Below are 24,276 nucleotides of genomic sequence, written 5' to 3'. Positions count from 1 at the left end.
CGGGAGCGAAGACTTGCTGAAAAGCAATAGCCTGTGACCTGCTAATTCGGGAATGTGAAATAATTTATATTGAACAACAATCACCACTTGACACCAAGGATAATGGGAAAAATAGTAGCTATTGCCAATCAAAAAGGAGGGGTGGGTAAGACCACTACAGCAATGAATCTAGCTGCCAGCCTGGCAGTATTGGAATTCAAAACCCTGGTAATTGACGCTGACCCACAGGCCAATACTACTTCTGGCCTAGGCCAAGACCCAAAGGAGATCGAAAACAGCATCTATGAATGTATGGTGGACGGGATAGAGATCACCTCCATCATCATGAAGACCGATATGGAGCATCTGGATTTGGTGCCTTCACATATTGATCTTGTAGGAGCAGAAGTGGAGATGATCAATCTGGAGAATAGGGAGGAAAAAATGCGTCAGGTGATCGGAGAGGTAAAGGATCGGTATGATTTTATTATTATTGATTGCTCGCCATCCCTGGGCCTTATCACCATCAATGCCCTGACGGCTGCCAATTCGGTGATCATCCCCGTACAGTGTGAGTACTTCGCTCTGGAGGGCTTAGGAAAGCTTCTGAACACCATCAAGATCATCCAGACCCGTCTGAACCCAGACCTGGAGATCGAGGGTATCTTGCTGACGATGTATGATGTTCGTCTGAGACTATCCAATCAGGTGGTCGAAGAGGTAAAAATACATTTCAAAAATATGGTATTCGACACCATCATTCCGAGGAATGTGAAGCTGGGCGAATCGCCTAGTTTTGGGCTTCCAGTGATCGCTTTTGATGCGGAAGGAAAAGGAGCATTGGCCTACCTGAATTTGGCAAATGAAATTGCCGAGCGTAATGGCTTAGTGAAAGTGAATTAATATTAAAGAATTATGGCTGATAATAAAAAACCTGTGAATAGAAAAAAGGCGTTGGGAAGAGGATTAGGCGCGTTATTGCAGGACTCCCCTAGCCCAAAAGAAAGGGTGGATGAAAGCACTGGAGAGATATTGCCAGCAGCAGGGATCAATGAAATCCCCCTGTCGGAAATCCAGGTAAACCCCTATCAGCCACGGACCCATTTTGACAAGGAAGCATTACAGGAACTAGCAGATTCCATTATGGTGCAAGGGATCATTCAGCCTATCACCGTCCGCAAACTGGAAGACAATGCCTATCAGCTGATCTCTGGAGAGCGAAGATTCCAAGCCTCAAAGATAGCGGGCCTAGAATCCGTGCCTGCCTATGTCAGAACAGCCAATGACCAGCAAATGCTGGAAATGGCCTTGATCGAAAATATCCAAAGAGAAAACCTTAATGCGCTGGAAATTGCTCATTCTTACCAAAGGTTACTCTCTGAATGCGAACTAAAACAAGAGCAGCTTGGCGATCGTGTAGGTAAAAACAGAACCACTGTAAACAACTACCTCCGTCTATTGAAGCTACCACCAGATATCCAAGCCGGTATCCGGGACAAAAAGATTTCCATGGGTCATGCGAGAGCCCTCATCAATGTCGAGGATATCGATAAGCAACTAGCGATCTATAGAAAAACCCTTGAGGAGGAACTCAGCGTACGCAAAGTGGAGGCCCTGGTAAAAGCCCTGCATGAAGAGCCTGAAGAAACCACGACCACGACCAATAAAGCGGAGCTGGACCCTGTGAAGAAATATGAACTGGGCAAACTACAGCAAAAACTCGCTTCTCATCTAGGCTCCAAAGTAAGCTTGAAGATGGATCATAAGGATAAAGGAGAAATAAAAATACCATTCGGCTCCGCGGATGACCTTAACAGGATTTTGGAGATTTTAGAAATCATTTAACGTGCACTCAGGTACTTACAAGGATAAAATCATAAGTAAACAAAAAGCAATAGCCCTCTTCCATAGAGCTATTGCTGTTTTTGTTTTTATGCTGCTTACCACCCTTGTGCAGGCACAGGGAGTACGAAAACTACAATTGGACTCCGCGACTGTGGCTGATTCGGGAATAGAACTGAGCCCGCCAAAGGATATCAAGAACCCTAAAAAAGCAGCCATACTCTCCGCTATCCTGCCTGGCGCAGGACAGGTTTATAACGAAAAGGCCTGGAAGGTTCCTATTATTTATGGAGGAATCATCACCACCGCCTATTTTGTGGAATTCAATAATAGAAGGTACCAGTTATTTAAGGAAGCTTTGCTCATCTATAGAGATGATGACGAAACCACCAGTAATATATTCCCCAGCCTCAACGAGAACTCACTCATCCGAAATGTGGATTACTGGAGGAGAAATAGAGATGCCTGCTATTTGCTTTTCGGAGCTATCTATGCACTCAATATTCTCGACGCGCTGGTGGACGCTCACCTTTCGAGCTTTGACGTATCGGATGACCTGAGTTTTCACTTAGAACCCTCAGTTCAGGAAACCTACGCTAGCAGCAATTCAATAGGACTATCATTAAAACTAAAATTTAAATAATCATAATGAACATATTAATTTTAGGCTATGGAAAAATGGGAAAGATCATTTCCCAAATGGCAGAAGAAAGAGGCCATACTATAGTAGGAAAAATAGACGAAAGTAATACGGAGGAGTTAAACCACCTGGACAATAGTAAGGTGGATGTGGCGATAGAATTTAGCCAGCCCGCCGCAGCAGTGAGCAACCTCAGCTGGGCTATCAAAAACCAGATTCCTGTGGTCTGTGGCACCACTGGCTGGCTCGATAAGAAGCCCGAAATCGAGAGACTCACTTTATCAAATGGTGGCGCATTCTTCTATGCTTCCAACTATAGCATAGGGGTGAATATCTTCTTTAAGCTAAACCGTGTACTTGCCAAGATGATGGAAGAGCACCTGGACTATAAGGTGTCTATGGAAGAAATCCATCATACCGAAAAACTCGACGCTCCCAGCGGTACAGCCATCACTTTGGCGGAGGATATCATCGACCGAGTGGGAAGAGCAAAACGTTGGGATCTGGACACTGAGGTGACCGACAGCGAACACAGCCTGCCGATCAAGGCCACCCGTCAGGACCCTGCACCTGGCACTCATATAGTGACCTATTCCTCTGAAATAGACGATATTGAGATCAAACACACTGCACATAGCCGTAAGGGTTTTGCCCTTGGCGCAGTTTTAGTATCCGAATGGATAAAAGATAAAAAAGGAGTACTATCCATGGATGACTTCCTTTCCTTTTAATATTAGCAAATAAAACCATGAGTTCAGAAAAAAAGAAAAAAGGCCCTATTAGAGAGTGGCTTGATGCACTGGTTTTTGCCGTTATCGCGGCCAGCCTTATTCGATGGTTATTTTTAGAGCCATTCACCATCCCTACAGCATCCATGGAAAAATCCCTGCTGGTAGGCGATTTCCTTTTTGTAAGTAAAATGCATTATGGAACCCGTACCCCACAGACCATCCTTCAGATGCCACTGACTCACCAGAAGATCTGGGGGACGGATATCCCTAGTTATTCCGATGCGATCCAGCTACCTTATTACCGCTTGCCGGGCTTCACCAGTGTAAAACGTAATGATGTGGTGGTATTTAACTACCCTGATGAATTCGAACATCCCGTTGATCTGAAAACCAACTATATCAAAAGAGCCGTTGGGATTTCCGGAGATGTGGTAGAAATCGATAACGCCCAGCTCATCATCAATGGTCAGGTAGCCGAAAATCCTGAAGAAATGCAGTTTAGCTATGATGTCATTCCTAATAGAATGCTGAATGCAGAGTTTTTTGACAAATTCGATATCAATCAAGATTCATTTCACTCCTTCAATGGCATGAATATCGTATTTACTACTCCTGCCATTGCAAAGCAACTGGAACAATCTCCAGTCATCAAAGAGGTGAAAATCAGGATATACGAAAAAGACAAGGGTGATCCGGAAATCCACCCTGATGGAGCTTACTATACCTGGAACCGGGACAATTTTGGCCCACTTACCGTACCTGCAAAGGGCTGGACCATTGACCTTACCGAGGACAATGTCCGTAGATATGCCTTTACCATCCGTCATTATGAAGGGATCGAAGACCTAAGAATAGAGGCCAATCAGCTCTTTATCGATGGCCAAAAACAAGATAGCTATACCTTCAAGCAGAACTATTATTTTATGATGGGAGACAATAGACATGACTCCTTGGATTCTAGATTCTGGGGCTTTGTCCCTGAAGATCATATCGTAGGAAAAGCTTGGTTCTTATGGCTATCGCTGGACAAGCATAAGACGATGTTTAGCAGAATTCGTTTTGATCGATTCCTGAAATCCATCGATTGATCTTACCCTCAGGAAGAAAGGATGCGGACTCGTCCTCTACCCTTTTTATCTTATAGGAAAGTTTCAAACAAAGCCTGCAAAATGATTTTGCAGGCTTTGTTTTTAATTATAGTTAACCAAATTCATGTCTCACCAAAGAATCGCTTCTTTCCCATGAGCGCGCAGGTAATCGTTGGTTTGGGAAAATGGAGCGGAGCCAAAAAACCCACGATGCGCAGATAATGGACTAGGATGTGGCGCCATCAGCTTCAAATGTCTATCCTCAGAAATAAAGCCAGCCTTCTTCTGTGCATAGGCCCCCCAAAGTATAAACACAAGGTTTTCTTTATCCTCTGCCAATTTCCTAATTACTGCATCAGTAAATTCCTCCCAGCCTTTGCCCTGATGGGAACCGGCCTTATTGGCCTCCACCGTTAGCGTAGCATTCAGCAGCAAAACCCCTTGGTCGGCCCAGTGGTCAAGATTTCCTTGCCAGGGTACATCTTGGGACATATCGCTCTTGAGCTCCTTGAAAATATTCCTTAAAGAAGGTGGAAACGGCATTCCCTCCCGCACCGAGAAAGCTAGACCATGTGCCTGACCAGGTCCATGGTAAGGGTCCTGTCCCAGGATCACTACCTTGGTATTTTCAAAAGTACAATGCGCAAAGGCATTATAAATTTCGGAGGAGGGAGGAAATACCTGCTGCTTTTGGTAGGCATCTTTGACAAACATCTCCAAATTCTGAAAGTAGGGCTTCTCAAATTCATCCTTCAATTTATCCTTCCAGCTAGGAGCGATTTCAATCTTCATTACGTTCTTTTGCTTGAGATTTAATAATAATCCCTTAATTTCGAATATTATTCCCTCTGATCAAAAACAAAATGGTAACGGCTATCACCAATGGTATAAAAGTAACTGTAGATGCGACCTATCAACCGGAATACTCCAGTCCGCAACAGCACCACTTTGTCTTCACCTATAAGGTAATTATCGAAAACAACAGCCCAGCGACAGTTCAATTGATGAGCAGAAAATGGGAAATTAATGACGCAGGAATGCCCATCAAGATTGTGGAGGGAGAAGGCGTCATAGGCCAGCAGCCAGTGCTAGAGCCCGGAGCCACCCACCAGTATGTATCCGGCTGCAATCTACGCTCAGGCATGGGCAAGATGAAAGGCAGCTATTTTATGGAGCGCCTTCAGGATGGCAAGCTATTAGTAATCACCATCCCCGAATTCCAGTTGATCTCCTCTATCTTTCATAATTAGTATTGAAGGCATTAATCCACCCATTAGTAGCCTATATCAAGCATTTCCATCTCAAGGTGGACCGTCATTCCCTGCAATCCCCATATATCTTTGAGCTATATGAAAAGATCAAAGGAGACCAAAAAACGATCGATGAGTCCTTGCTCGATCGAAGGAAGGTGCTACTATCCAATCCTACAGAAATAGAAATCACCGACTATGGATCAGGATCTGTGCATCTAAAATCCCAAAAAAGGAAAATCTCTGATATCACAAAATACAGCAGCAGCCTTCCCAAATACGCCCAGCTGTATGCATCTCTAGCCCAGCAAACCCCGGCTGGTATTCTCCTCGAACTTGGCACCTGCGTGGGGCTTACTGCCTCCCATCTCGCCACACAGACGAGTGGGCAGATCTATAGCTTCGAGGGTGCTAAAGCTTTGGCAGCGGTCGCTCAGGAAACCCTTGGCGACCGAAAGAATGCCCAAATTATCACCGGAAAAATTCAAGAAAGCCTTCCCCGCTTTCTCAAAACCTGCGAAAGGATAGATTTTGCCCTAATCGATGCCCATCATGCCTACGAGCCTACGATGCACTTTTGGAATTTGATCAAAGTAAAAATCACTAGCCTCAGTATCGTGGTAATAGCAGATATTCATCTTAATTCCCAAATGGAAAAAGCCTGGAAAGACCTGAAAGCCCAGAAGGAAGTTTCTGCTTCTATAGACTTCTATGAATGCGGTGTTTTGCTCTTTAAGAAAGGGATTAACAAGGAGAATTATATCCTGTCCATTTAGTGCCCCACTCAAAATACGTTTAGGGAATTGATTAGAGAGGCTTCCCTTCCTGAAATTTGGCCGCTATAAAAAGGAAGTTTGAAACTAATATTTTGTAAATTTGAGTTCTAAGTAAGTTTAAAGGCCCTTATTTCAATGAATTTGTGGCAAATCCTTCGGCCAATTGGGGGATCTCAATCTTGAAAAAACCTGCATAACACCTGAATAACAATGTTTTGGGAAATCAGGAGTATTTTAAAAGTAAATATGACCAAAACTGGTCTAAATATTGCTATAAAGCAAAAGTTATAAAGTTTACGATTTATCCATTTTTGTATTCATTAGACCAATCTTTGATACATTCAACATCATTACCTTAATCTTTGTATAAAATACAGCCTTAATTTTCGTATTCATGAATACCAATACACCACCAGACCAAGCGCCCAAAAAAAGTGACAAAGGCAAAAATATCCTTATTATAGTATTGCTATTACTGGTCATTTTTAGCGGGGTAAAACTCTATTTTGACAGTGTCGATAAAACCCAAAAGACCGAGCAGATATTAGTGATTTCGGAAGAAAACGACCATCTCAACCGACGAATTGATTCGATGGCCTACCAACTAGACCTGCGGATCAATGAGATCGAGAAACTAGGTGGCGATGTGGACTCTTTAGTAGTCTTAAAGGAGCAACTGCTAGCTGAAAGGAGCACGGATCGCAATAGAAGTGCTGCTGAAATCAATGCCTTGAATAAGAAAATCGATGGATTCTCCGGTATCCTAATTGAAAAAGACGGGGAAATATCTCGCCTAAAGCAAGTAAACGAGCAGTTGTTTACCGAAAACCAGGAATTAAAGACTTCCAAAGCCGAGATCGAAGACTCTATAGTGCAGCTAAACCTAAAGCAGGATCAGCTGGAGGAGAAGGTAAATATCGCTCAGAAGCTCCAAGCCCAGAATATCATGATCTCAGCGGTCAATTCCAAGGGTAAGGAAAGGGATGGATCGTTCAAAAACCGTCAGTTGGAAAAATTGAAAGTTGCCTTTGACATCAGCGAGAATAAGGTAACACAAGCGGGAGCAAAAGTGATCTATGTGCAGGTGGTCGCTCCGAATAATCAGGTGATTTTTGACATTGCCAAAGGCTCAGGAACCTTCAGCATCGACGGACGCGAGGAGTTCTATACGGCCAAGCAATCAATTTTATATGATAATAAAGCCAAAAGCTTGATCTATCTGTACCAAAAAGGCACTGATTATCCTGAGGGGAAATATGAAGTACGGATATTTTCTGATGGATTTAAGATTGGTCAAAAGACCTTCGAGATAAAATAATCGCTGAGCATTGAATGATGTTCTGGGAAAGAAAAAGCTACCTGTAGGGTCTACCTGCGGGTAGCTTTTTTGCTGTAGTATCAGGTGATGAAGGGCCAAAAATGCCCTGAAAAGCCTATCCATATATAGAATATACTATAAAAGCAACGGAAGTTTTGCAAAATAAAAATAATCCCTTAATTTTGCGGTCTGTTTAAATAATATTACCTAAACAACAATTAAAGATGTTCCAAAGAAATTATGAAACGGTATTCATTTTAACTCCCGTTTTGTCTGATGTTCAGATGAAGGATACCGTTGACAAGTTCATAAACTTGTTAAAAGAAGAGGGGGCAGACGTTATTAATGTTGAAAATTGGGGTCTTAAGAAACTTGCTTATCCAATCGAGAAGAAGAACACCGGCTTCTACGTAATGGTAGAGTTTAAGAGTGAGCCTACTTTGATCAAGAAGTTTGAGTTGGAAATGAGAAGAGATGAGAAGATCATGCGATTCTTAACTACCGTACTTGACAAAAATGCATTAGCATACGCAGTAAGAAGAAGAAAAGGCGAATTCAACAAAAAACCTGAAACTACTAAAGAGGAGGCAGCGAAATGACACTTAAGAACGAACCAATCAACAGAGAGCAAAACAAGAAAAAGTACTGCCGATTCAGAAAATTAGGCATCAAGTACATCGATTATAAAGATCCAAACTTCTTGTTAAAATTTGTAAACGAGCAAGGTAAAATTCTTCCTAGAAGACTAACTGGCAACTCTGCAAAATTCCAGAGAAAAGTAGCTAACGCTATCAAAAAAGCAAGACACTTGGCCTTGTTACCTTATGTAACTGACGGACTTAAGTAATCCGACGGTTCTATTCATTAGTTTTAAATTAGACAATTACAATGGACGTTATATTAAGAACAGACATAAAAGGACTTGGCTATAAAAATGACTTGGTGGCTGTAAAACCAGGTTATGGCAGAAATTACCTTATCCCACAAGGTTTTGCTGTGTTAGCTACTGCTTCCAATAAGAGAATTCTGGAAGAAAACATCAAGCAAGCCGCTCACAAAGCTGAGAAAATCAAAACTGAAGCTGAAGAAATCGCTTCTAAAATCGAAGGTCTTAAGCTTGAAATCAAAGCAAAAATCGGTGATTCCGGTAAAATCTTTGGTAAAGTTACCACTTTGCAAATCTCTGACGCTCTAGCTGACAAAGGCGTAGACGTGGACAGAAAGAAAATCTCTATCAGCACGCCAGTAACCGGAGCCGGTGAATACGTAGCTGAGGTGGATCTTCACAGAGAAGTGAAAACTGAAGTGAAATTTGAAGTTGTTGCTGAATAAGCACCACGATCAATCACAATATAAAAGAGGTTATCCTAAGGATAGCCTCTTTTTTTTTGCCCTTAGGCTACTGCAATTTTTTCCAGATCTTCCAGTAGCTTCTTGGATACCGCCCGGCTATTGGTCTCTTTAAGCGCCTTCAAAGCCTCATAGGCTAGGGCACTCTTCTCTACCAAACCGCATGGATTCTGGTCATTCCTATAGCTTCCTAGACACCACTGCAACTCCTCAATGAGGTTTTGCTCAATCTTTAATTTCTGAAGCTTGTCCACCGTGGCTACTACTGTTTTTTCAATTTTTTGTACACTCATAACTTTTATAATTACACCCTTAAAAATATTTATTCCTCACTAAAAATACGTATCCATTACGAATACACCAATAAAAACTTATTTTTATTACCAAAACTTCAAATCAACTGGTAGTTAATGCTTGTTTTCGGGCCTAAACACCCTTTTGCTGGTATAGGCTGTTAGATTGAGGCATTTTAATTAATTTAGAGCCATGCAATTCCAAACCTCCTTCCCTATCCCCCCACTCGATCGGCAGATCGATCATCACAGCAGCATTGTGTCTATGGGATCCTGCTTTTCGAGCACCATTGGCGACTTCCTACACGAGCATAAGTTCACCATTCTCAATAATCCCTTCGGAACCCTCTTTCATCCTAATTCTATCATGGAACTGATCCGATCGGCCCTTCATCAAAGCCCCTTAGCAGAGGAATTAGCCTTGGAGAGAGAGGGAATGTATTTTCATCACTCCGTCCACTCCAGCATCAGTGCGCCTTCAAAACCCTTATTGATGGAGCTGCTTGATACCAAAACCAAAGCACTAAAATCTGCGCTTAGCACCGCCAGTCATCTGATATTGACTTTCGGTACCGTTTACCAGTACCGTCTTCTCACTACTCAAAGGCAGGTTGCTAACTGTCACAAACAACCCTCTAAAGGCTTCAGCAAAAGCTTATCCTCCCTAGCGGACATGCAGGTGATGCTTCAAAAGGGTATTGATCTTATCAAAACACACAACCCTGATATCCAGATCATCCTGACACTGAGCCCCGTCCGGCATACCAAAGATGGAATTCCAGAGAATCAGGTTAGCAAGTCAGTTCTTCGAATATTATGTCATGAAATTACTGCATATGACCCAAACATTATGTACTTTCCTAGTTATGAAATCATGATGGATGAGTTAAGAGATTATCGTTTTTATGCAGACGATCTTATTCATCCCAGCCAAATGGCCGAGAAGTACATTTGGAAGAGGTTTGGGGAAACCTCTTTTTCATCGGAAACACATCTTCTAAACCAGCAGATAGAGAAAATCAACCAAAGCCTCCGTCATCGGCCTTTCAACCCAGAGGGAGAAGGTCATCGGCGATTTTTAAGAAATCTCTTGAAACAAATGGAACAAATCCCCGATCCTATTGATTTTAGAACAGAAATCCTATCCATAAAAGCGCAACTCTAAATAGTCTGATCCATATGTCTAATACTACGCCCAACGAGCTCATCAATAGTCAAAGTCCTTACCTTCTCCAGCACGCGCATAATCCCGTAAGTTGGTATCCCTGGAGCCCGGAAGCTCTGGCCAAAGCCATTGCCGAGGACAAGCCAATCCTGGTCTCCATCGGCTACTCTGCCTGTCACTGGTGCCATGTCATGGAGCGTGAGAGCTTTGAGGACCTGGACACCGCCAAAATCATGAATGAGCATTTTGTATGCATCAAGATTGACCGGGAGGAGCGTCCGGACCTTGACAATATCTATATGGATTCGGTTACGGCTATGGGCCTGCAAGGAGGTTGGCCATTGAATGTATTCCTGATGCCCGACCAGCGCCCATTTTACGGCGGCACCTACTTCCCCAATGCCCAATGGAAGGGTTTATTGAAGAATATTGCAGAGGCTTTTGTGAGTCATAAGGATGAGCTTCAGAAGAGCGCAGAGGGATTTGGCAGATCTCTTCAGCAGAAAGATTCAGAAAAATATCAGCTCGTCCAGGAAACCAAAGCGCTGGATCGGGCGGAATTGGATCATATGGCGCAGACCATTCACTCCAATACCGACCCCAAATGGGGAGGGATGAATCGCGCTCCTAAATTCCCCATGCCTTCCATCTGGCAGTTCCTGTTGGAATACACCCACCATTACCCCTCTCCTGCCATCCAGAAAACCGCTTTATTCACGCTCGAAAAAATCGGGATGGGAGGAATCTACGACCAACTGCGTGGGGGATTTGCCCGTTATTCTGTAGATGGCGAATGGTTTGCTCCTCACTTTGAGAAAATGCTCTATGATAATGGGCAGCTGCTCTCTCTCTATAGCCTAGCCTATAAATTGACGGAAGCCCCCTTTTTCAATGAAAAAATCACAGAAACTATACTCTGGCTTAAGGAGGAAATGTTGCAGGAAGACGGGGGATTTTATGCCGCCTTGGACGCAGACAGCGAAGGAGTGGAAGGCAAGTTCTACACCTGGGATCATGAGGAGCTGGAAGCCCTTCTCGGCGAGGACCAAAAATGGTTTAATAAGCTCTATAATATTCAAACTAAGGGAAACTGGGAAGACGGCATCAATATATTATTTCAAACCAAATCCTATGAAGAAATAGCTCAAAAGCATCATATCCCTCTTGATGAGTTCCTCTCGAGGCTCAGTGAAATCAAAACTAAACTTCTAAAGGTCAGAAATTTACGGATAGCACCGGGTCTGGATGACAAGGTACTTTCAGGCTGGAATGGGCTTTGCATCTCTGGCTTAGTGGACGCCTATCTATGCACGGGCAATGAAACTGCCAAAACACTCGCTATAAACTGTGGAGAATTCATCCTGGCCCATATGTTAAAAGGCCAGGAGCTTTTCCGTTCATATAAGTCTGGCAAGGCTTATACCCCGGCATTCCTGGAAGATTATGCTGCGGTAATTCAGGGCTTCATCAAATTATATGAGATTGATTTTGAGCTGCGTTGGCTTCAGCAGGCTAAGGCGCTCACCGATTTTACCTTGGAGCACTTCTGGGATGAATCAGAAGGGTTCTTTTATTTCAATAACCCTGATGCTGAAAAACTAATTGCAAATAAGAAGGAGATTTTTGACAATGTCATCCCTTCTTCGAATGCTCAAATGGGGCATAATTTGCATTTATTATCCAAGTATTTTTACGAGGACCACTATTCAGAATTAAGTAACCGTATGCTATCGCCGATGCGAAAACTCCTGATAAGTGACCCGGGATTTCTCAGTAAATGGGCGCATTTATATTTGTATAAAACTATGCCTCAGGCAGAAATAGCAATCATAGGAAAAGGAGCCAAGCAACTGGCTGGAAATCTGGGTAGGCAGATCCCTTCTGGGTATGCGCTAGCGGCGAGCCACAGTGCCACGGATGAGCTACCAGTATTGGCGCATAAAGTAGCAGATACGGATGGAAATGCGTTAATTTACGTTTGCTTTGACAGGACTTGCCACCAGCCGGTAAGCAGCTTGGAAGAGGCGCTGAAGTTATTACCCAACTCATAAAACACTACCTTGGAGAGCCTTTTTGGAGCTATGTATGAGCAGGAAAATCAGCCTGCGAATTTTGCGGATATTATATTACCGGTACCCATACCGAATATGTTTACCTATGAGATCCCTAGTGACCTGATGCCTTCTATAGGCATTGGTCATCGGGTGATCGTTCAGTTTGGACAGAAAAAAGTCCTAACAGGAATCGTGGGAAAAGTCCATCAAAGACCTCCTCAAGACTATGAAACCAAGCCTATATTAGAGATTTTGGATGATCATCCAGTGGTCAATCCATTGCAGATAAAATTCTGGTCCTGGATGGCCGAATATTACTGCTGTCATCTGGGCGAGGTGATGAATGCCGCACTGCCTTCCGGTCTAAAACTCAGTAGTGAAAGTAATGTGCAGCTGAACCCTGAATATGATCCCTCTCTCAAAAATTACCCTATGGATGACAGGGAAATCATATTGCTGGAGAAACTTAAGGAAAAGTCAGAATTGTCCTATGAGGATTGCAATAAGCTTCTTGGGCTAAAGTCTGCTTATACCATTATAAAAAGCCTGGTGATCAAGGGCGCTGTATTGGTCTATGAGCAAGTTAAAGAAAAGTACAGTCCCAAAATCGAAAACCGCATTCGGCTTTCTTCCCCTTATTGCGAGGACAAAAAGGAGCTAGAGGCATTGTTTACCCTGCTGAGCAAGCGACCGAAGCAGGAGGATATACTCTTAAAATACCTCCAAGAGGTCCCCATCTATAAGCAGCCGGAAGCCAATGAAAAAGGGCTCCGAAAACAAGTGTTTCTGGAGGCAGGACTTTCGGGAAGCTCGCTAAAAACGCTTATTGGTAAGGGAGTCTTTGAAGAGTTTGAAATTATCGTCAGCAGATTTGAGCAGCAGCCAGTCACTCAGACTGAGATCATACTTTCTGACGGACAGCAGGAGGCATTTGACTCCATCAAATCACAATTTGAAAGTAAGCAAACCACGCTGCTGCATGGCATTACGGGTAGTGGGAAGACAGAGATTTATATTAAGTTGATCCAGGAAGTCATGGAGAGTGGCTCCCAGGTGCTATTATTATTGCCGGAAATTGCTCTTACCACGCAGATAGTGGAGAGGCTGCAGAAGGTCTTTGGCAGTGAAATGGGGGTCTTCCATTCGCGGTATTCAGATAATGAGCGTGTGGAAGTATGGCAAGGAATTCTTTCTGGAAAATACTCCTTGGTGGTGGGCGTCAGGTCATCTATTTTCTTACCCTTCGATAGCTTAGGTTTGATCATAGTGGATGAAGAGCATGAGTCTTCCTATAAGCAGTTTGATCCTGCGCCGAGATTTCAGGCCAGGGATGCGGCGATTATGCTCGCTTGGCTGCACCAGGCAAAGACCTTGCTGGGAAGTGCTACGCCGTCATTTGAGTCTTATTATAACTGCAGAACAGATAAATACGGATACACCTCTCTTTTTCAGCGATTTGGAGGAGCGGAATTACCGACTTACCATATTGCGGACTTGCTGGCAGACCGAAAAAAAAACCTGCTGAAACTGGACTTTTCTCGACTTTTGCGCGAGAAAATCCAGGAGGCGCTTAACAGACAGGAGCAGGTATTGATATTCCAAAATCGCCGTGGCTATTCGCCATTTATTTCTTGTGAGGAATGCGGCTGGACGCCAGAATGTGAGCACTGTGATGTGAGCTTGACTTACCATCAGTATTCGGAGGAAATGCGATGCCACTATTGTGGATTTAAGGATAAGGTACCCAAGGCCTGCCCTGCCTGCGGCTCCAATAAGCTGAACACCGTGGGAGTGGGCACAGAGCGGCTCGAAGAAAGTCTTTCTCTATTATTCCCTGAGGCGCGGATTGCCCGAATGGACTTGGACACCACCAAGAGCAAATATGCCTACCAGCGGATCTTTGAAGAGTTTTCGGGTGGCAATGTGGACATTCTGGTGGGCACACAGATGATCACCAAGGGTCTGGATTTCGGCAATGTCACGGTGGTGGGCATCGTGGATGCTGATCGGATGCTGTATTTCCCAGACTTTAGAGCCACCGAAAGGACCTATCAGCAGATCACTCAAGTGGCAGGAAGAGCTGGCCGCAGAGGCAAAAAAGGGGAAGTCATCATTCAAACCCGCAAGCCAGACTTGCCAATATTCACCCAGATCACAGGGCATCTTTTTCATGAACTCTATCTCCAGGAGATGGGCGAAAGAAAGCGATTCTTCTATCCCCCATTTGTGAAAACCATCAAAGTGACGGTAAAGCATAAGGACGGAAGAGTATCTGAGCGGGCAGCAAGACATTTGAGCAATTTAATTAAGGACATTTCCCTTAAGAAGATCGTGCTGGGGCCCGAAAAAGGCTTAATTGCAAAGCTGCGAAATCAGTATATCTATGAGATTTATATTAAGGTGGATCGCACTGGTAATATTCCTGCGATATTCAAAAGTGAATTACAGAAGATAATATTTAATTTAGGGACAAATAAAGATTTCCGCAGTGTTCGTTTTGTGGTGGATGTAGATCCCTATTAAACCTAAAGCCCTCCTTATAATTAATGAGTAATTTACATTATTGAGTACCTAAAACAAGTTATATTACATATGAAATCAAGCGGTACGTCCGATATGATTTTTCCAGAAAATTACTATTATTCCTATTGGGCCAAAGCCCGAGTAAAGTATCTGACTATTTGGACGAAATAGGTAGATGAATAGGAATGAGGATAACGATAATTTTTTATAACTTTAGGCCTTCAACCTATTAAACACAAGAAAATGAGAATTGCCTTAATCGCCCATGATGGCAAAAAAGCTGACATGGTTCACTTTCTGAGTGGCTTCAAAGACCGATTGCTAGGCGCTGACATACGACTATTTGCCACCGGCACCACCGGTTCACATATTGAGCGGGCGGGGTTTGAGGTAGAGAAACTGATGTCAGGCCCATACGGTGGAGACGCGCAGATTGCCGCTATGGCTGCAGAGAAGAAACTAGACCTAGTAATATTCTTCCGCGACCCACTCGACAAACATCCCCATGAACCAGACGTGCAGATGCTTATGCGGATCTGTGACGTACATAATATTCCTTTGGCCACCAATCTGGCTTCCGCTAAACTGATGTTCAAACAAATAACAACCGATTTTGCAAATGGAGAGTAAGACGATAAAGAAGATCGGTGTATTGACCTCAGGGGGAGATGCTCCAGGAATGAACGCCGCCATCAGAGCGGTAGTTCGTTGTGCATTTTACTATAACTTAGAAGTTTTTGGGATCTACCGTGGATATGAAGGAATGATCCAGGATGACATCCGTAAATTGGACAGTCATGATATCGGATACATTCTCGAGCGCGGGGGCACTTTTCTGAAGTCTGCCCGAAGTGCGGAGTTCCGTACTGCCGAAGGCCGTCAAAAGGCCTATGAAAACCTTCTAAAACATAATATTGATGGCTTAGTCGTAATTGGCGGGGACGGTTCCCTTACTGGTGCCCACTTATTCTATAAAGAATATGGCATTCCAGCGATTGGCCTCCCGGGCACCATTGACAATGACCTGGCAGGAACAGACAATACTATCGGTTTTGACACTGCCTGTAATACCGCTATTGAAGCGATCGATAAGATCAGGGATACGGCGACTTCTCATGACCGACTGTTTTTCGTGGAAGTGATGGGCCGTGATTCTGGATTCATTGCGATCAATGCAGGGATAGGCAGTGCTGCTGCAGCCACCCTCATTCCTGAGAAGAAGATGCCCGTAGAAAACCTCATCGAGCGCCTGAATACCCGTGCCAAAGCCAATAAGCAAGCTAACGTCGTTATTGTAGCTGAAGGCGGCAAAAGTGGTGGAGCTCTCGAGATTTCTAAGAAGGTAAAGAAATACCTTCCAAATTACGATATCAAAGTAACCATCCTTGGCCACTTACAACGTGGCGGGTCCCCTACATCCTATGACCGTGTACTGGCCAGTAAGCTAGGCGTGGCAGCAGTGGAAGGCCTGATGCAAGGTAAATGTGACGTGATGGCCGGGGTGATCAATAATAAAGTGGTCTATACCCCTATCAAAAGAGCTATTGTAGATGATAAGGAAGTGGACGAGGAAGACTTCAGAGTCGCTAAAATCCTTTCTACCTAAGAATATAAACACCATTATATGCCCTAAAAAGCACCAAAATCCCAAGGCAATCCTTGGGATTTTTTTTTTATACCACCTATTTATTGATCCTGATATTAGGGAGCAAACCATTCTAAAGCCCTTAATAGATAGCAATCTACAGGGACTTTGATCAGTCCTGATTATAAAAATATACGCAATTATCAATAAGCCTTCATTCCTGAAATTTCCAATAAAAGCTCAGATCAGAGGGATTCAGCATGCTAGTCTCTATACCTTTCAGACAGATTGGTCGGCAGGCGAGGCTCGGTGCTTACAACTGTTAGAATGGATAGCCGATGGCAAAGTTAAAGATGAAGTTTTCCCTTCTCCAGTCCCTATCAAAGATATTGTAGTTTTTCTGCCAACGTTCACCCTCGGGCAGCCAAGGCTTCCGTAGCGGTGTGGCAAAATCAAATCGAATCACAAAAAACTCAATATCGATCCTCAGGCCCACTCCTGTACCGACCCCTAACTCGCGCAACCAAGAGCTAGAAAACTCCCCTCCTGGCAAGGCTTCGTTATCGTTCATCAGCCATACGTTACCTGCATCCACAAACACCGCTCCTTTGAGATAAGGAACTAGTGGAAAGCGGTACTCAATATTTCCCTCAATCTTAATATCCCCCGTTTGCTCAAAATAGGATTGATTATCCACAGAATCCGGCTGATAAGTACCCGGTCCCAGGGAACGAATCCTAAAAGCCCGCACACTATTAGGCCCTCCAGAAGAATACTGCTTGATATACGGCAGTGAAATGGAGTTTCCGTAAGGTATACCAAGACCACCAAAAAGCCTAGTGGCCAAAACCTTGTCCTCTCCTAATTTGATATGATATCTAAAATCTAAATCTCCTCGAACAAACTGCGCATATTCCAAACCAAAAATCTTATTCGGATTCTCCACAGAACCTTCACCATCTACCAGGCCAAGCAAGTTGCCCGCCATATCCAGCGAGGCTCCGGCAAAAATTTTATGCGTCCTGAACTCATCCCCTAGCTGATTATAGTGAAAAGTATAATTCATCCCCGCTATAAACTGCTGCTCAAAACTCTTCCGTAAGAAAGGGTTATCATCTAAAATAGCCTCAAAATCCGGACTCACATCAGATAAACTTACCACACTCAAACTCACCGGGTTGAACTCATGATAAACATATCGGTTGGCATTCCAATAATAACCATAGCTTGTCGTCACATTATTTAGACGGTACAGACCGATTCTATTGATCGATTCACCACCTAGGCTGATCTTGGTCTTGGGAACGGAGTAGCTGAATTTCTCATCCACATTGGAGGGGAATATCACCCTAGGAAAGATCAAATCCGCCGAAAGCCCAAACTCATAGGTGCTCAAACCGGTCCTTCCTCCACCTGCTATCTGCGTTTCATAGCCAAAATTGGCGGAGAGATTCATCGTCTCCCCTCCCTTGAATAAATTTCTATTACGGTAACTTACCAATACTGATGGACCAATAAAATTATTTGATTTGGACAATCCCTGCAGCTCCAGGCGGACCGTTCGCTTCTTAAGTGGCGATAGGTAAATACTCGCATCCAGCGGATTGGTCTGCCCGATGAAGGTGGTATCAGGCTCATCATACCTGAGATTTACATACCGGTAATTCCCGATGGACGACAATCTATTGGTGGTCAATCTCGATAATTTAGAACTATAATTTTGCCCCTCCCGGATCAAAATATACTTTTCCAACAGCTCGGGTCTAAACTGGATATCATCCTGAATATAATGTATGCTATTTAGCTCAGTCGTGTCCTGAGCCTGTGACTTCTCCTCCACAGAATAATTTGGATAGACATTGACAGCGCCTACTTCATAAGCCACCACTGATTTCTTTGGGGTACCATTCTTCAGCCTCAAATACAGGTCAAAAGTTCGCTCCTCATAATTATTGGTATCGGCCTCAAAAATCAAAAAGTCGGCATTGAAATTATAAAACCCTCTCAATTTCAGTTCATCATCGATGCGTGTCCTTTCTTTCTTGAAGGCATCGAGTTCAAATCTTACGCCTTCTTTCAGCTCTGTTTCCTTGAGAATGTCCTCTATCTCCTCTTTTATTGGAAGGGAATCCACCTCCAACTGCAATTTACCTAGCTTATAAGGTCTGCTGACCTCGGCGGTATAGTTTACGCTTGCAAATTTCTCGTCCACCTCATTTTCATGATTTACGGTGGTGTAGAAGAAGCCATTATTTTCCAGACGATTAAGGATGAGCTCCTCGGTTTTATTTTGATCTACCTGACTGAAATATACTGGCTCCTCGCCAAATTTCTTATTCATGAATTTATTGATGAAACCAGGTTTTTCCTTGGTGCCCTTATAGTGGGCCCATAAACCTACCCTCATCCCTAAAAAAGTACTGTTGGGCTCTGGCCGGATCATCTCTTCCAGCCTGCTATCAATGATTTTCAGCGTTTTGCTGCTTACATTCTTTTTATCTTCAGAATTTACAGTAAGCTCCGCACCGGTGTATAGCTGCTCCCCTTCCGGGATGAATTTCTTCACGCCACAGGCTCCCAGCAAAAAAACCAGTGATAAAACCAATATATGTCTCCCTTTACCCATAAATTTTTGACTATTTCTGCTGTTCCTCCTTTACTTCCTTCCCTTGCTGATTTTCCTTTTGGATCTTTTCCTCGCTTTTCCAGAAATTCCTAAACTTATTAAATTCCCTATTAAGGATAAATGCTACACCCGTGACAATCACCTGACCGTCAATAATGCTTTCAAATTCATTTTTCCTAAAACCTCGAACTCGGTATCGACCGTTTTCTGTAAGCAGATATTCGATATTGACATTCCCAAAGACCCCGCCGGTATTTTGGGATTCCTGAGAAGAGCTCTCCAGCTCCATCTGGCTACCCACCTGCACCACCAGTCGATCATCAAACAGGCGTTTCTGAGCACTTACATTCAGCTCCGTTTTATCTCCTGTATAATCGGAATAACTATCCAAATCAAAATTCAACTCGAAGCCACTGTTTCCAAGAACGTTATTAGACAAAGCATTCATTTGGCTGGAAAGCATCTGGCTCACACTGGACCTAGCGATGGAGGAGGTAGCACTTCCAGACCCATCACCACCTGTGGAAGGCATAAATTTTTGCAACACAAGCAGCGAAAATACCTGTCTATTCAGCTCTCCTTCTTCTTCGTTGATCTGCTGCAGCCTGGTGTACACATTCCCGCCAAGTGCCCCCTGCTCATCTTCCGGCATATCCAGTTTGAAGAAAATCTGTGGCTTGATCAGGTCTCCTTCTACATTCAACAGCACTATGAATGGCAAGCGCTGATTATACTGACTGGCAACCTCAGTGCTTACTCCAGAGATCTGAGTGGCCATCAGGTCACTCGCGGAGGTCTTCACATCGTAAGAAGCGGTGATGGCCAGATCCGCATCCATAGGATTTCCTTTCCAAGTGATCGTGCTTCCTTTCACAATATTGAATTTCCTGGATACCAAGCTATATAAACTCATCTCATAGTGTCCTTCGGAAAGCTCATATATCCCAGACAAATTCATTTGGCCGTTAGGCTCTATATTAAGGTTAAGGTCTGCTTCCCCTGCCACCATTAGGTTATCTCCGGATCTTTCGTCAATTACCACCGTAAATACCGCCTTGGGATCTACTCTAAGGATGGCCTTGATGTCCATCCCCGTAAATGCCGACTCGTTCGATTCTGTCGCTCGCTTAGTGAGGATATCATTGGGATCATCACGATCCACGATGAGCACCACCCCTTCACGCTCCACCACCTCCAGCTGCGTCTCTGGAATCACAAAAGTCAGGTCGGTATTTTCATTTACCACTAGCTTGGCATCCACCTTCGGTAGATTCATATCTCCTTTGATGCTCACATCTGCGTTGATATTGGCCTTGCCATAAAAGAGATCATTGTCCTCAGGGCCAGAGTTGAGCACCTGAAACTTATCGGCCTTCAGCATTAGATCAAAGGTCATATTGGTAAAATCCTCCGTTCCAATGGTGCCATCCAGTGAGAACAGATTCCCCTGAGCATCCTTAAAGGTATAGTCCGAAAGATAAACGCCATTTTGATCCACTTTTAGCGATTCTGAAGGAAGAGTAAATTTCGAATTTAGCATTTTCACCAGGAGGGATCCCTCCTTAAAGTTAAAGTCCCCTTCATACTGGGGTTCTAGGGTCGTGCCACTCACCGAAAGATTTCCTTGCAGACTTCCTGAAGCCTCTGCAAACTTCTCTGGCATCAGGGACTCTAGGAGTTTTAGTTGTAGCTCTTTTAGGTCCATATTTAGATCCAGCTCTGCCCCCGTTTCATTCGCGATATAGTCACCTTTGATTTCCAGGTCCAGGGCTTTTTCCTTTAGTGACAAGTCAAAATCATAAGACCCTGCATCGACGCTTTTCGCTTTCAGCGACATGATTCCTAGCTCGGCATCCATCACTTTAAGATCTTTGATCTGCAAGTCAGCCACCAAGCCTGGAGCGGTAAAGGGATTCTCCACCACAAAGTCTCCATTAAGCCTTCCATCCACAATGGCCTCCTGGGGGTTCAGCAGGCTCAGTAAAGCCGCTAAATTGAAATTGGTAAAGGTGATGCCTGCTTGACTTTCCGCATTTGGGCTTAGGTCATTCTTGAAGGCTACTTCCTGATTTGCATTGGAAAATTTGAAATCAACAAACTTTATGGAATTATCAGCATAGATCAACTGGTTAGACTCCGGGGTTTCCCAAGGCTTCTTATTGACCTTAAGGCCCGCAGGAAGGACGCTGACGATGGTACTGTCCCCCTTGGCCTGTACGAGCGCATCGATATAATAGGTCGTGTCATTTTTGTAGGAAGAAACAAAATTAAGCTCCAGATTACGATGCTTAAAGTTCCCATTGATCGAGGTGGGTCCCATGAGCAATGGAGAGGCTTCTAAGCCAGAAAACCCAAGGGCCAGCTCCATATTTTCACCATCTCCGTTGGCTTCTATCATCAAGCTATCCAGTGCCATATCATTATATTTCAGATGGGGCAAGCGGATATTTGCCTGGAGGTTTTGCTTGGCCTCATCGAAGGTCAAGTTAATATCTATGGAATCAAGCTGGTCCAGTCCTTCCACAAAAACCTGATCCAGGACTGGCGCGCGGCGGAAAGCCAAATTCAAATCCAAGCTCACAGGATGGAGATGGGAACTGTCCTTCTCCGCATGGAATGACGCACTGTCCCTCATATATGATTCTATATGTCTGGTCAGGCCTTCGGCCAAATGCTGCGGAGAGGTATTGGAACGCATATAGCCATTTAGCATCAGGCTATTCACATCCATACTGGTGCTGTCATTGGTAGCAAAAGCCTTCAGGTCAAATTCTCCCAAAGGATAACTTCGTCCATCATAGACCACCATTCCTTCCGTGATGCTGGTACTCAGCTCAAATTCTTCGGGGTCACCCTCAAAATCCGCCTTCAGCTCCAGTCTGGCTCTAATGTCTTTCTGGGTAATGCCCAGCGCCTGCAAATTAGCTCCTCTCAGATCCAAAAATGCTGTATAGTGATTTGCTGTAGAGTCTAAAACCAAATCAGCCTTGAGGTCCATATCCACATTTTCATCCACAAAGGACAATAATACATTTCCCTTTCCTGAGGTGAGTTCCCCGGAAAGCTCCAGCCCAGACAGGTCATAGCCATTATAAGATAGCTCGCCAAAATCTGAGCTCAAGGTCGCATCTAGGCTCTCTAGGGATTCCCCCTGACCTTTGGATTGTAAACTCACGGACAGATCACCTAAGCCCATCCCGGGAAGTATCTCTCCCAGTGCCAGCTGAGAGGCTTCCAGATTAATATCAAAGGCCATCTCCGCCGTATTTTGGTAAGCCGCTTTTACATCTATCGTTCCTTGGCTACTGGTCAGTAACGCCTGCGCATTTAGGTCATCGAGCTTACCCTGCACATTGCCCTCGAGATTTAGTGTATCCGGAATACGTATGCCCATCGCTTTTTCATCCACAAAACCCAATAGATCTTCACGTAATGAATGGAAAGTAAACGTACTTATATCCATGCTCATCTGATCTGGCTGACTCACATTCTTGAGGGCTCCCTGGACATGAACATAGGTGTTTTTGCCCCAGTATATTTCATTATTTCCGAGACGTAAATCCGCTAAGCTCCCTTCCGCATGGAGTTGTCCAGTAAGCGGCTTAGTCATAGCAGTCTGAACATAAGGATCCTCTGCCAGGTCTGGCATAAGTGACATAAACTCCTCCAGATGCAAACTAAGGGTAGGAATATCTATCTTAAATTTAGCTTTATCAGGTTCGTCTATAAAGGCTTGTAGCGAATTATAAGTCAAAGCGGCTGAACCCTCCAGGCTGTTTTGATCAGTTTGCAAAATTAAGTCATTTAGCTTTGCTTCTGTTTCTGTAAGCTGCCCATTGAAGGTGAAATTCTGCAAGGTCAGTCCACTGGATTCTTCAAAACCTAAGGTCACTAGGTTTAAGCCTGCCCCTTTTGAATTAAGGTACACTTGGTCCAGGTGAAGCTTAATACTATCCAAGGAAACCGCATTCGCATCAAACACCCCAGCTGTCACCTCGGCCTTCCCAGAGGTGAAGTCAAATCGGTTTTCATCAAGTCGTACCTTTTGGATATCTATATCGTATGCCGGCCATTCAAATGCCGCTTCTGCTACCTCTTCCTCCTGCCCCGAAGTCGCCGTTTCCTGACTCACAGCTGGCATAGATAGCCTGATATCCGACTGGGAAAGTAATAGATTCTTTACAACAATTTTATTTTTGGCCAAGTCAGCCTCAGGAAGCTCCAATAAGAAATCTCCGATACTCAGCTCTGCCTTTAGGCTATCGGGCTGAGAATGGTATAAGGCGGAAACATTCTTAATTGAAAAATGATCCAGTTTCACCAAGGGCATTACCGAGGCCGTCGTATCCTCCTCACTAGGTGGAAAAGGCTTGGTCTGGATATAGTGTGCCTGGATATTCTCAAATTCAATATTCTTAATATAAAAGCCCATGGAATTAAGATCGATATTCTTAGGCTCCACCAATAGCTTACCTAGGCGCACATCCGTGTCGATTCCCATCACCTCGTCCAGGTATTTCACCTTGAGATTAGTGATATTTATTGGGCCAATAGAAAAGTCCGGCATAGCGCTGCTTTGGCTGGTGGTATCCACAGGAGTCTGGCTGGTGCTATCTGCGGAGGTAAAGGCTTCTGTGAGAAAGTCAAAGTTAAACTTACCCGTATCTTCTTTTCGGGAGACATTGGCGACGAGTCCGTCCCAGTCCAGCTTGGACAGGTGAATAGCGCCATCTTTGATCAGGGGCCAGACTTTCACTCCAGTCTCCAGTGATTTTGAATACACCAAGGTATCCCCTTCCATATCCTCGACATATAGTCCTTCTACCTGAAGATTCCCCGAAAAGGTGATAAATAACCGATCGATATTAATCTCAGTATTGGTTTTTGACTGGGCATAATTCAGGGCTTTTCCCACCACGATATCCTGTCCCCATGGGCTACGGATAAATAACAATATCCCCACTATTAGTCCGATAAGGACCAGAAGTGTGATCTTGAGAATTTTAAAAATCGTATGTACTATTTTTCGTTTGTCCAAGTGACTATGCTGTTTATC

Annotated in this window: 20 protein-coding genes; 16 read left to right on the top strand and 4 right to left on the bottom strand. The window is 44.0% G+C overall.

Features of this window, described 5'->3' with window-relative positions:
• Positions 1-102 precede the first annotated feature (102 nt).
• From B050_RS0106925 to lepB, 5 genes are all read left to right on the top strand, one after another.
• Complete coding sequence (locus tag B050_RS0106925) at positions 103-882, top strand: ParA family protein (protein WP_018473176.1); 780 nt, start codon at positions 103-105, stop codon at positions 880-882.
• Between the two features lie 12 nt (positions 883-894).
• On the top strand, positions 895-1,824 hold the full coding sequence (locus B050_RS0106920) for a ParB/RepB/Spo0J family partition protein (RefSeq protein WP_018473175.1): 930 nt from the start codon (positions 895-897) through the stop codon (positions 1,822-1,824).
• A gap of 88 nt (positions 1,825-1,912) precedes the next feature.
• A complete protein-coding gene (locus tag B050_RS0106915; protein ID WP_018473174.1) occupies positions 1,913-2,464 on the top strand; it encodes a DUF5683 domain-containing protein in 552 nt (183 codons plus the stop codon).
• 5 nt (positions 2,465-2,469) lie between these two features.
• On the top strand, positions 2,470-3,192 hold the full coding sequence (gene dapB / locus B050_RS0106910; RefSeq protein ID WP_018473173.1) for a 4-hydroxy-tetrahydrodipicolinate reductase: 723 nt from the start codon (positions 2,470-2,472) through the stop codon (positions 3,190-3,192).
• A gap of 17 nt (positions 3,193-3,209) precedes the next feature.
• Positions 3,210-4,280 carry a signal peptidase I gene (gene lepB / locus B050_RS0106905; RefSeq protein WP_018473172.1) on the top strand — a complete coding sequence of 357 codons (1,071 nt, stop codon included), beginning with the start codon at positions 3,210-3,212 and terminating at the stop codon, positions 4,278-4,280.
• Between the two features lie 129 nt (positions 4,281-4,409).
• Here the strand turns inward: lepB and B050_RS0106900 are convergent, their stop codons facing one another.
• Positions 4,410-5,072 (bottom strand): uracil-DNA glycosylase, encoded by a 663-nt coding sequence (locus B050_RS0106900; protein WP_018473171.1) that lies wholly within the window; start codon positions 5,070-5,072, stop codon positions 4,410-4,412.
• Between the two features lie 71 nt (positions 5,073-5,143).
• Here B050_RS0106900 and apaG point away from each other — a divergent pair, with 71 nt between their 5' ends.
• The 6 genes from apaG (at position 5,144) to rplI (ending at position 8,956) form a co-directional block, all read left to right on the top strand.
• Positions 5,144-5,530 (top strand): Co2+/Mg2+ efflux protein ApaG, encoded by a 387-nt coding sequence (apaG, locus tag B050_RS0106895; RefSeq protein WP_018473170.1) that lies wholly within the window; start codon positions 5,144-5,146, stop codon positions 5,528-5,530.
• A gap of 2 nt (positions 5,531-5,532) precedes the next feature.
• Entirely contained in the window at positions 5,533-6,306 is a 774-nt protein-coding gene (locus tag B050_RS0106890) for a class I SAM-dependent methyltransferase (RefSeq protein ID WP_018473169.1), read from the top strand.
• A gap of 394 nt (positions 6,307-6,700) precedes the next feature.
• Positions 6,701-7,624: a hypothetical protein gene (locus B050_RS0106880; protein WP_018473167.1), complete on the top strand. Its 924-nt coding sequence runs from the start codon at positions 6,701-6,703 to the stop codon at positions 7,622-7,624.
• A 224-nt stretch (positions 7,625-7,848) separates the two neighbouring features.
• Positions 7,849-8,223: a 30S ribosomal protein S6 gene (gene rpsF / locus B050_RS0106875; protein ID WP_018473166.1), complete on the top strand. Its 375-nt coding sequence runs from the start codon at positions 7,849-7,851 to the stop codon at positions 8,221-8,223.
• The gene (gene rpsR, locus B050_RS0106870) at positions 8,220-8,471 is read left to right on the top strand and encodes a 30S ribosomal protein S18 (RefSeq protein ID WP_018473165.1); all 252 of its coding nucleotides are present in this window, start codon (positions 8,220-8,222) and stop codon (positions 8,469-8,471) included. Before rpsF ends, rpsR begins: the two co-directional genes overlap by 4 nt.
• A 41-nt stretch (positions 8,472-8,512) precedes the next feature.
• Entirely contained in the window at positions 8,513-8,956 is a 444-nt protein-coding gene (rplI, locus tag B050_RS0106865; RefSeq protein ID WP_018473164.1) for a 50S ribosomal protein L9, read from the top strand.
• Between the two features lie 62 nt (positions 8,957-9,018).
• On the opposite strand, the gene B050_RS0106860 is transcribed toward rplI, so the two are convergent.
• Positions 9,019-9,267 (bottom strand): hypothetical protein, encoded by a 249-nt coding sequence (locus tag B050_RS0106860; protein ID WP_018473163.1) that lies wholly within the window; start codon positions 9,265-9,267, stop codon positions 9,019-9,021.
• A gap of 193 nt (positions 9,268-9,460) precedes the next feature.
• Here B050_RS0106860 and B050_RS0106855 point away from each other — a divergent pair, with 193 nt between their 5' ends.
• The 5 genes from B050_RS0106855 (at position 9,461) to pfkA (ending at position 16,615) form a co-directional block, all read left to right on the top strand.
• A complete protein-coding gene (locus B050_RS0106855; protein WP_018473162.1) occupies positions 9,461-10,432 on the top strand; it encodes a GSCFA domain-containing protein in 972 nt (323 codons plus the stop codon).
• A 14-nt stretch (positions 10,433-10,446) separates the two neighbouring features.
• Entirely contained in the window at positions 10,447-12,483 is a 2,037-nt protein-coding gene (locus tag B050_RS0106850; RefSeq protein WP_018473161.1) for a thioredoxin domain-containing protein, read from the top strand.
• A 9-nt stretch (positions 12,484-12,492) separates the two neighbouring features.
• The gene (gene priA / locus B050_RS0106845) at positions 12,493-15,009 is read left to right on the top strand and encodes a replication restart helicase PriA (RefSeq protein WP_018473160.1); all 2,517 of its coding nucleotides are present in this window, start codon (positions 12,493-12,495) and stop codon (positions 15,007-15,009) included.
• Positions 15,010-15,252: 243 nt separating this feature from the next.
• Positions 15,253-15,639: a methylglyoxal synthase gene (locus tag B050_RS0106840; RefSeq protein ID WP_018473159.1), complete on the top strand. Its 387-nt coding sequence runs from the start codon at positions 15,253-15,255 to the stop codon at positions 15,637-15,639.
• Positions 15,629-16,615, top strand: a complete 987-nt coding sequence (gene pfkA, locus B050_RS0106835) for a 6-phosphofructokinase (protein WP_018473158.1) — start codon at positions 15,629-15,631, stop codon at positions 16,613-16,615. The genes B050_RS0106840 and pfkA overlap by 11 nt, the downstream gene beginning before the upstream one ends.
• A 301-nt stretch (positions 16,616-16,916) precedes the next feature.
• On the opposite strand, the gene tamL is transcribed toward pfkA, so the two are convergent.
• Both tamL and B050_RS0106825 read right to left on the bottom strand, forming a co-directional pair.
• Entirely contained in the window at positions 16,917-19,220 is a 2,304-nt protein-coding gene (gene tamL, locus B050_RS0106830; protein WP_018473157.1) for a translocation and assembly module lipoprotein TamL, read from the bottom strand.
• 10 nt (positions 19,221-19,230) lie between these two features.
• Positions 19,231-24,258 carry a translocation/assembly module TamB domain-containing protein gene (locus tag B050_RS0106825; RefSeq protein WP_026235707.1) on the bottom strand — a complete coding sequence of 1,676 codons (5,028 nt, stop codon included), beginning with the start codon at positions 24,256-24,258 and terminating at the stop codon, positions 19,231-19,233.
• Positions 24,259-24,276 lie beyond the last annotated feature (18 nt).

This window comes from Echinicola pacifica DSM 19836 (assembly GCF_000373245.1).
Classification (GTDB): domain Bacteria; phylum Bacteroidota; class Bacteroidia; order Cytophagales; family Cyclobacteriaceae; genus Echinicola; species Echinicola pacifica.
This window is presented reverse-complemented; position numbering and strand designations above follow the sequence as displayed.

Coding starts and splice junctions, on each gene's coding strand:
- rpsR (WP_018473165.1), top strand. CDS start 8,220: ATGACACTTAAGAACGAACCAATCAACAGAGAGCAAAACAAGAAAAAG.
- lepB (WP_018473172.1), top strand. CDS start 3,210: ATGAGTTCAGAAAAAAAGAAAAAAGGCCCTATTAGAGAGTGGCTTGAT.
- tamL (WP_018473157.1), bottom strand. CDS start 19,220: ATGGGTAAAGGGAGACATATATTGGTTTTATCACTGGTTTTTTTGCTG.
- B050_RS0106920 (WP_018473175.1), top strand. CDS start 895: ATGGCTGATAATAAAAAACCTGTGAATAGAAAAAAGGCGTTGGGAAGA.
- B050_RS0106900 (WP_018473171.1), bottom strand. CDS start 5,072: ATGAAGATTGAAATCGCTCCTAGCTGGAAGGATAAATTGAAGGATGAA.
- apaG (WP_018473170.1), top strand. CDS start 5,144: ATGGTAACGGCTATCACCAATGGTATAAAAGTAACTGTAGATGCGACC.
- B050_RS0106925 (WP_018473176.1), top strand. CDS start 103: ATGGGAAAAATAGTAGCTATTGCCAATCAAAAAGGAGGGGTGGGTAAG.
- pfkA (WP_018473158.1), top strand. CDS start 15,629: ATGGAGAGTAAGACGATAAAGAAGATCGGTGTATTGACCTCAGGGGGA.
- B050_RS0106915 (WP_018473174.1), top strand. CDS start 1,913: ATGCTGCTTACCACCCTTGTGCAGGCACAGGGAGTACGAAAACTACAA.
- rplI (WP_018473164.1), top strand. CDS start 8,513: ATGGACGTTATATTAAGAACAGACATAAAAGGACTTGGCTATAAAAAT.
- B050_RS0106850 (WP_018473161.1), top strand. CDS start 10,447: ATGTCTAATACTACGCCCAACGAGCTCATCAATAGTCAAAGTCCTTAC.
- B050_RS0106880 (WP_018473167.1), top strand. CDS start 6,701: ATGAATACCAATACACCACCAGACCAAGCGCCCAAAAAAAGTGACAAA.
- B050_RS0106840 (WP_018473159.1), top strand. CDS start 15,253: ATGAGAATTGCCTTAATCGCCCATGATGGCAAAAAAGCTGACATGGTT.
- B050_RS0106855 (WP_018473162.1), top strand. CDS start 9,461: ATGCAATTCCAAACCTCCTTCCCTATCCCCCCACTCGATCGGCAGATC.
- rpsF (WP_018473166.1), top strand. CDS start 7,849: ATGTTCCAAAGAAATTATGAAACGGTATTCATTTTAACTCCCGTTTTG.
- B050_RS0106860 (WP_018473163.1), bottom strand. CDS start 9,267: ATGAGTGTACAAAAAATTGAAAAAACAGTAGTAGCCACGGTGGACAAG.
- dapB (WP_018473173.1), top strand. CDS start 2,470: ATGAACATATTAATTTTAGGCTATGGAAAAATGGGAAAGATCATTTCC.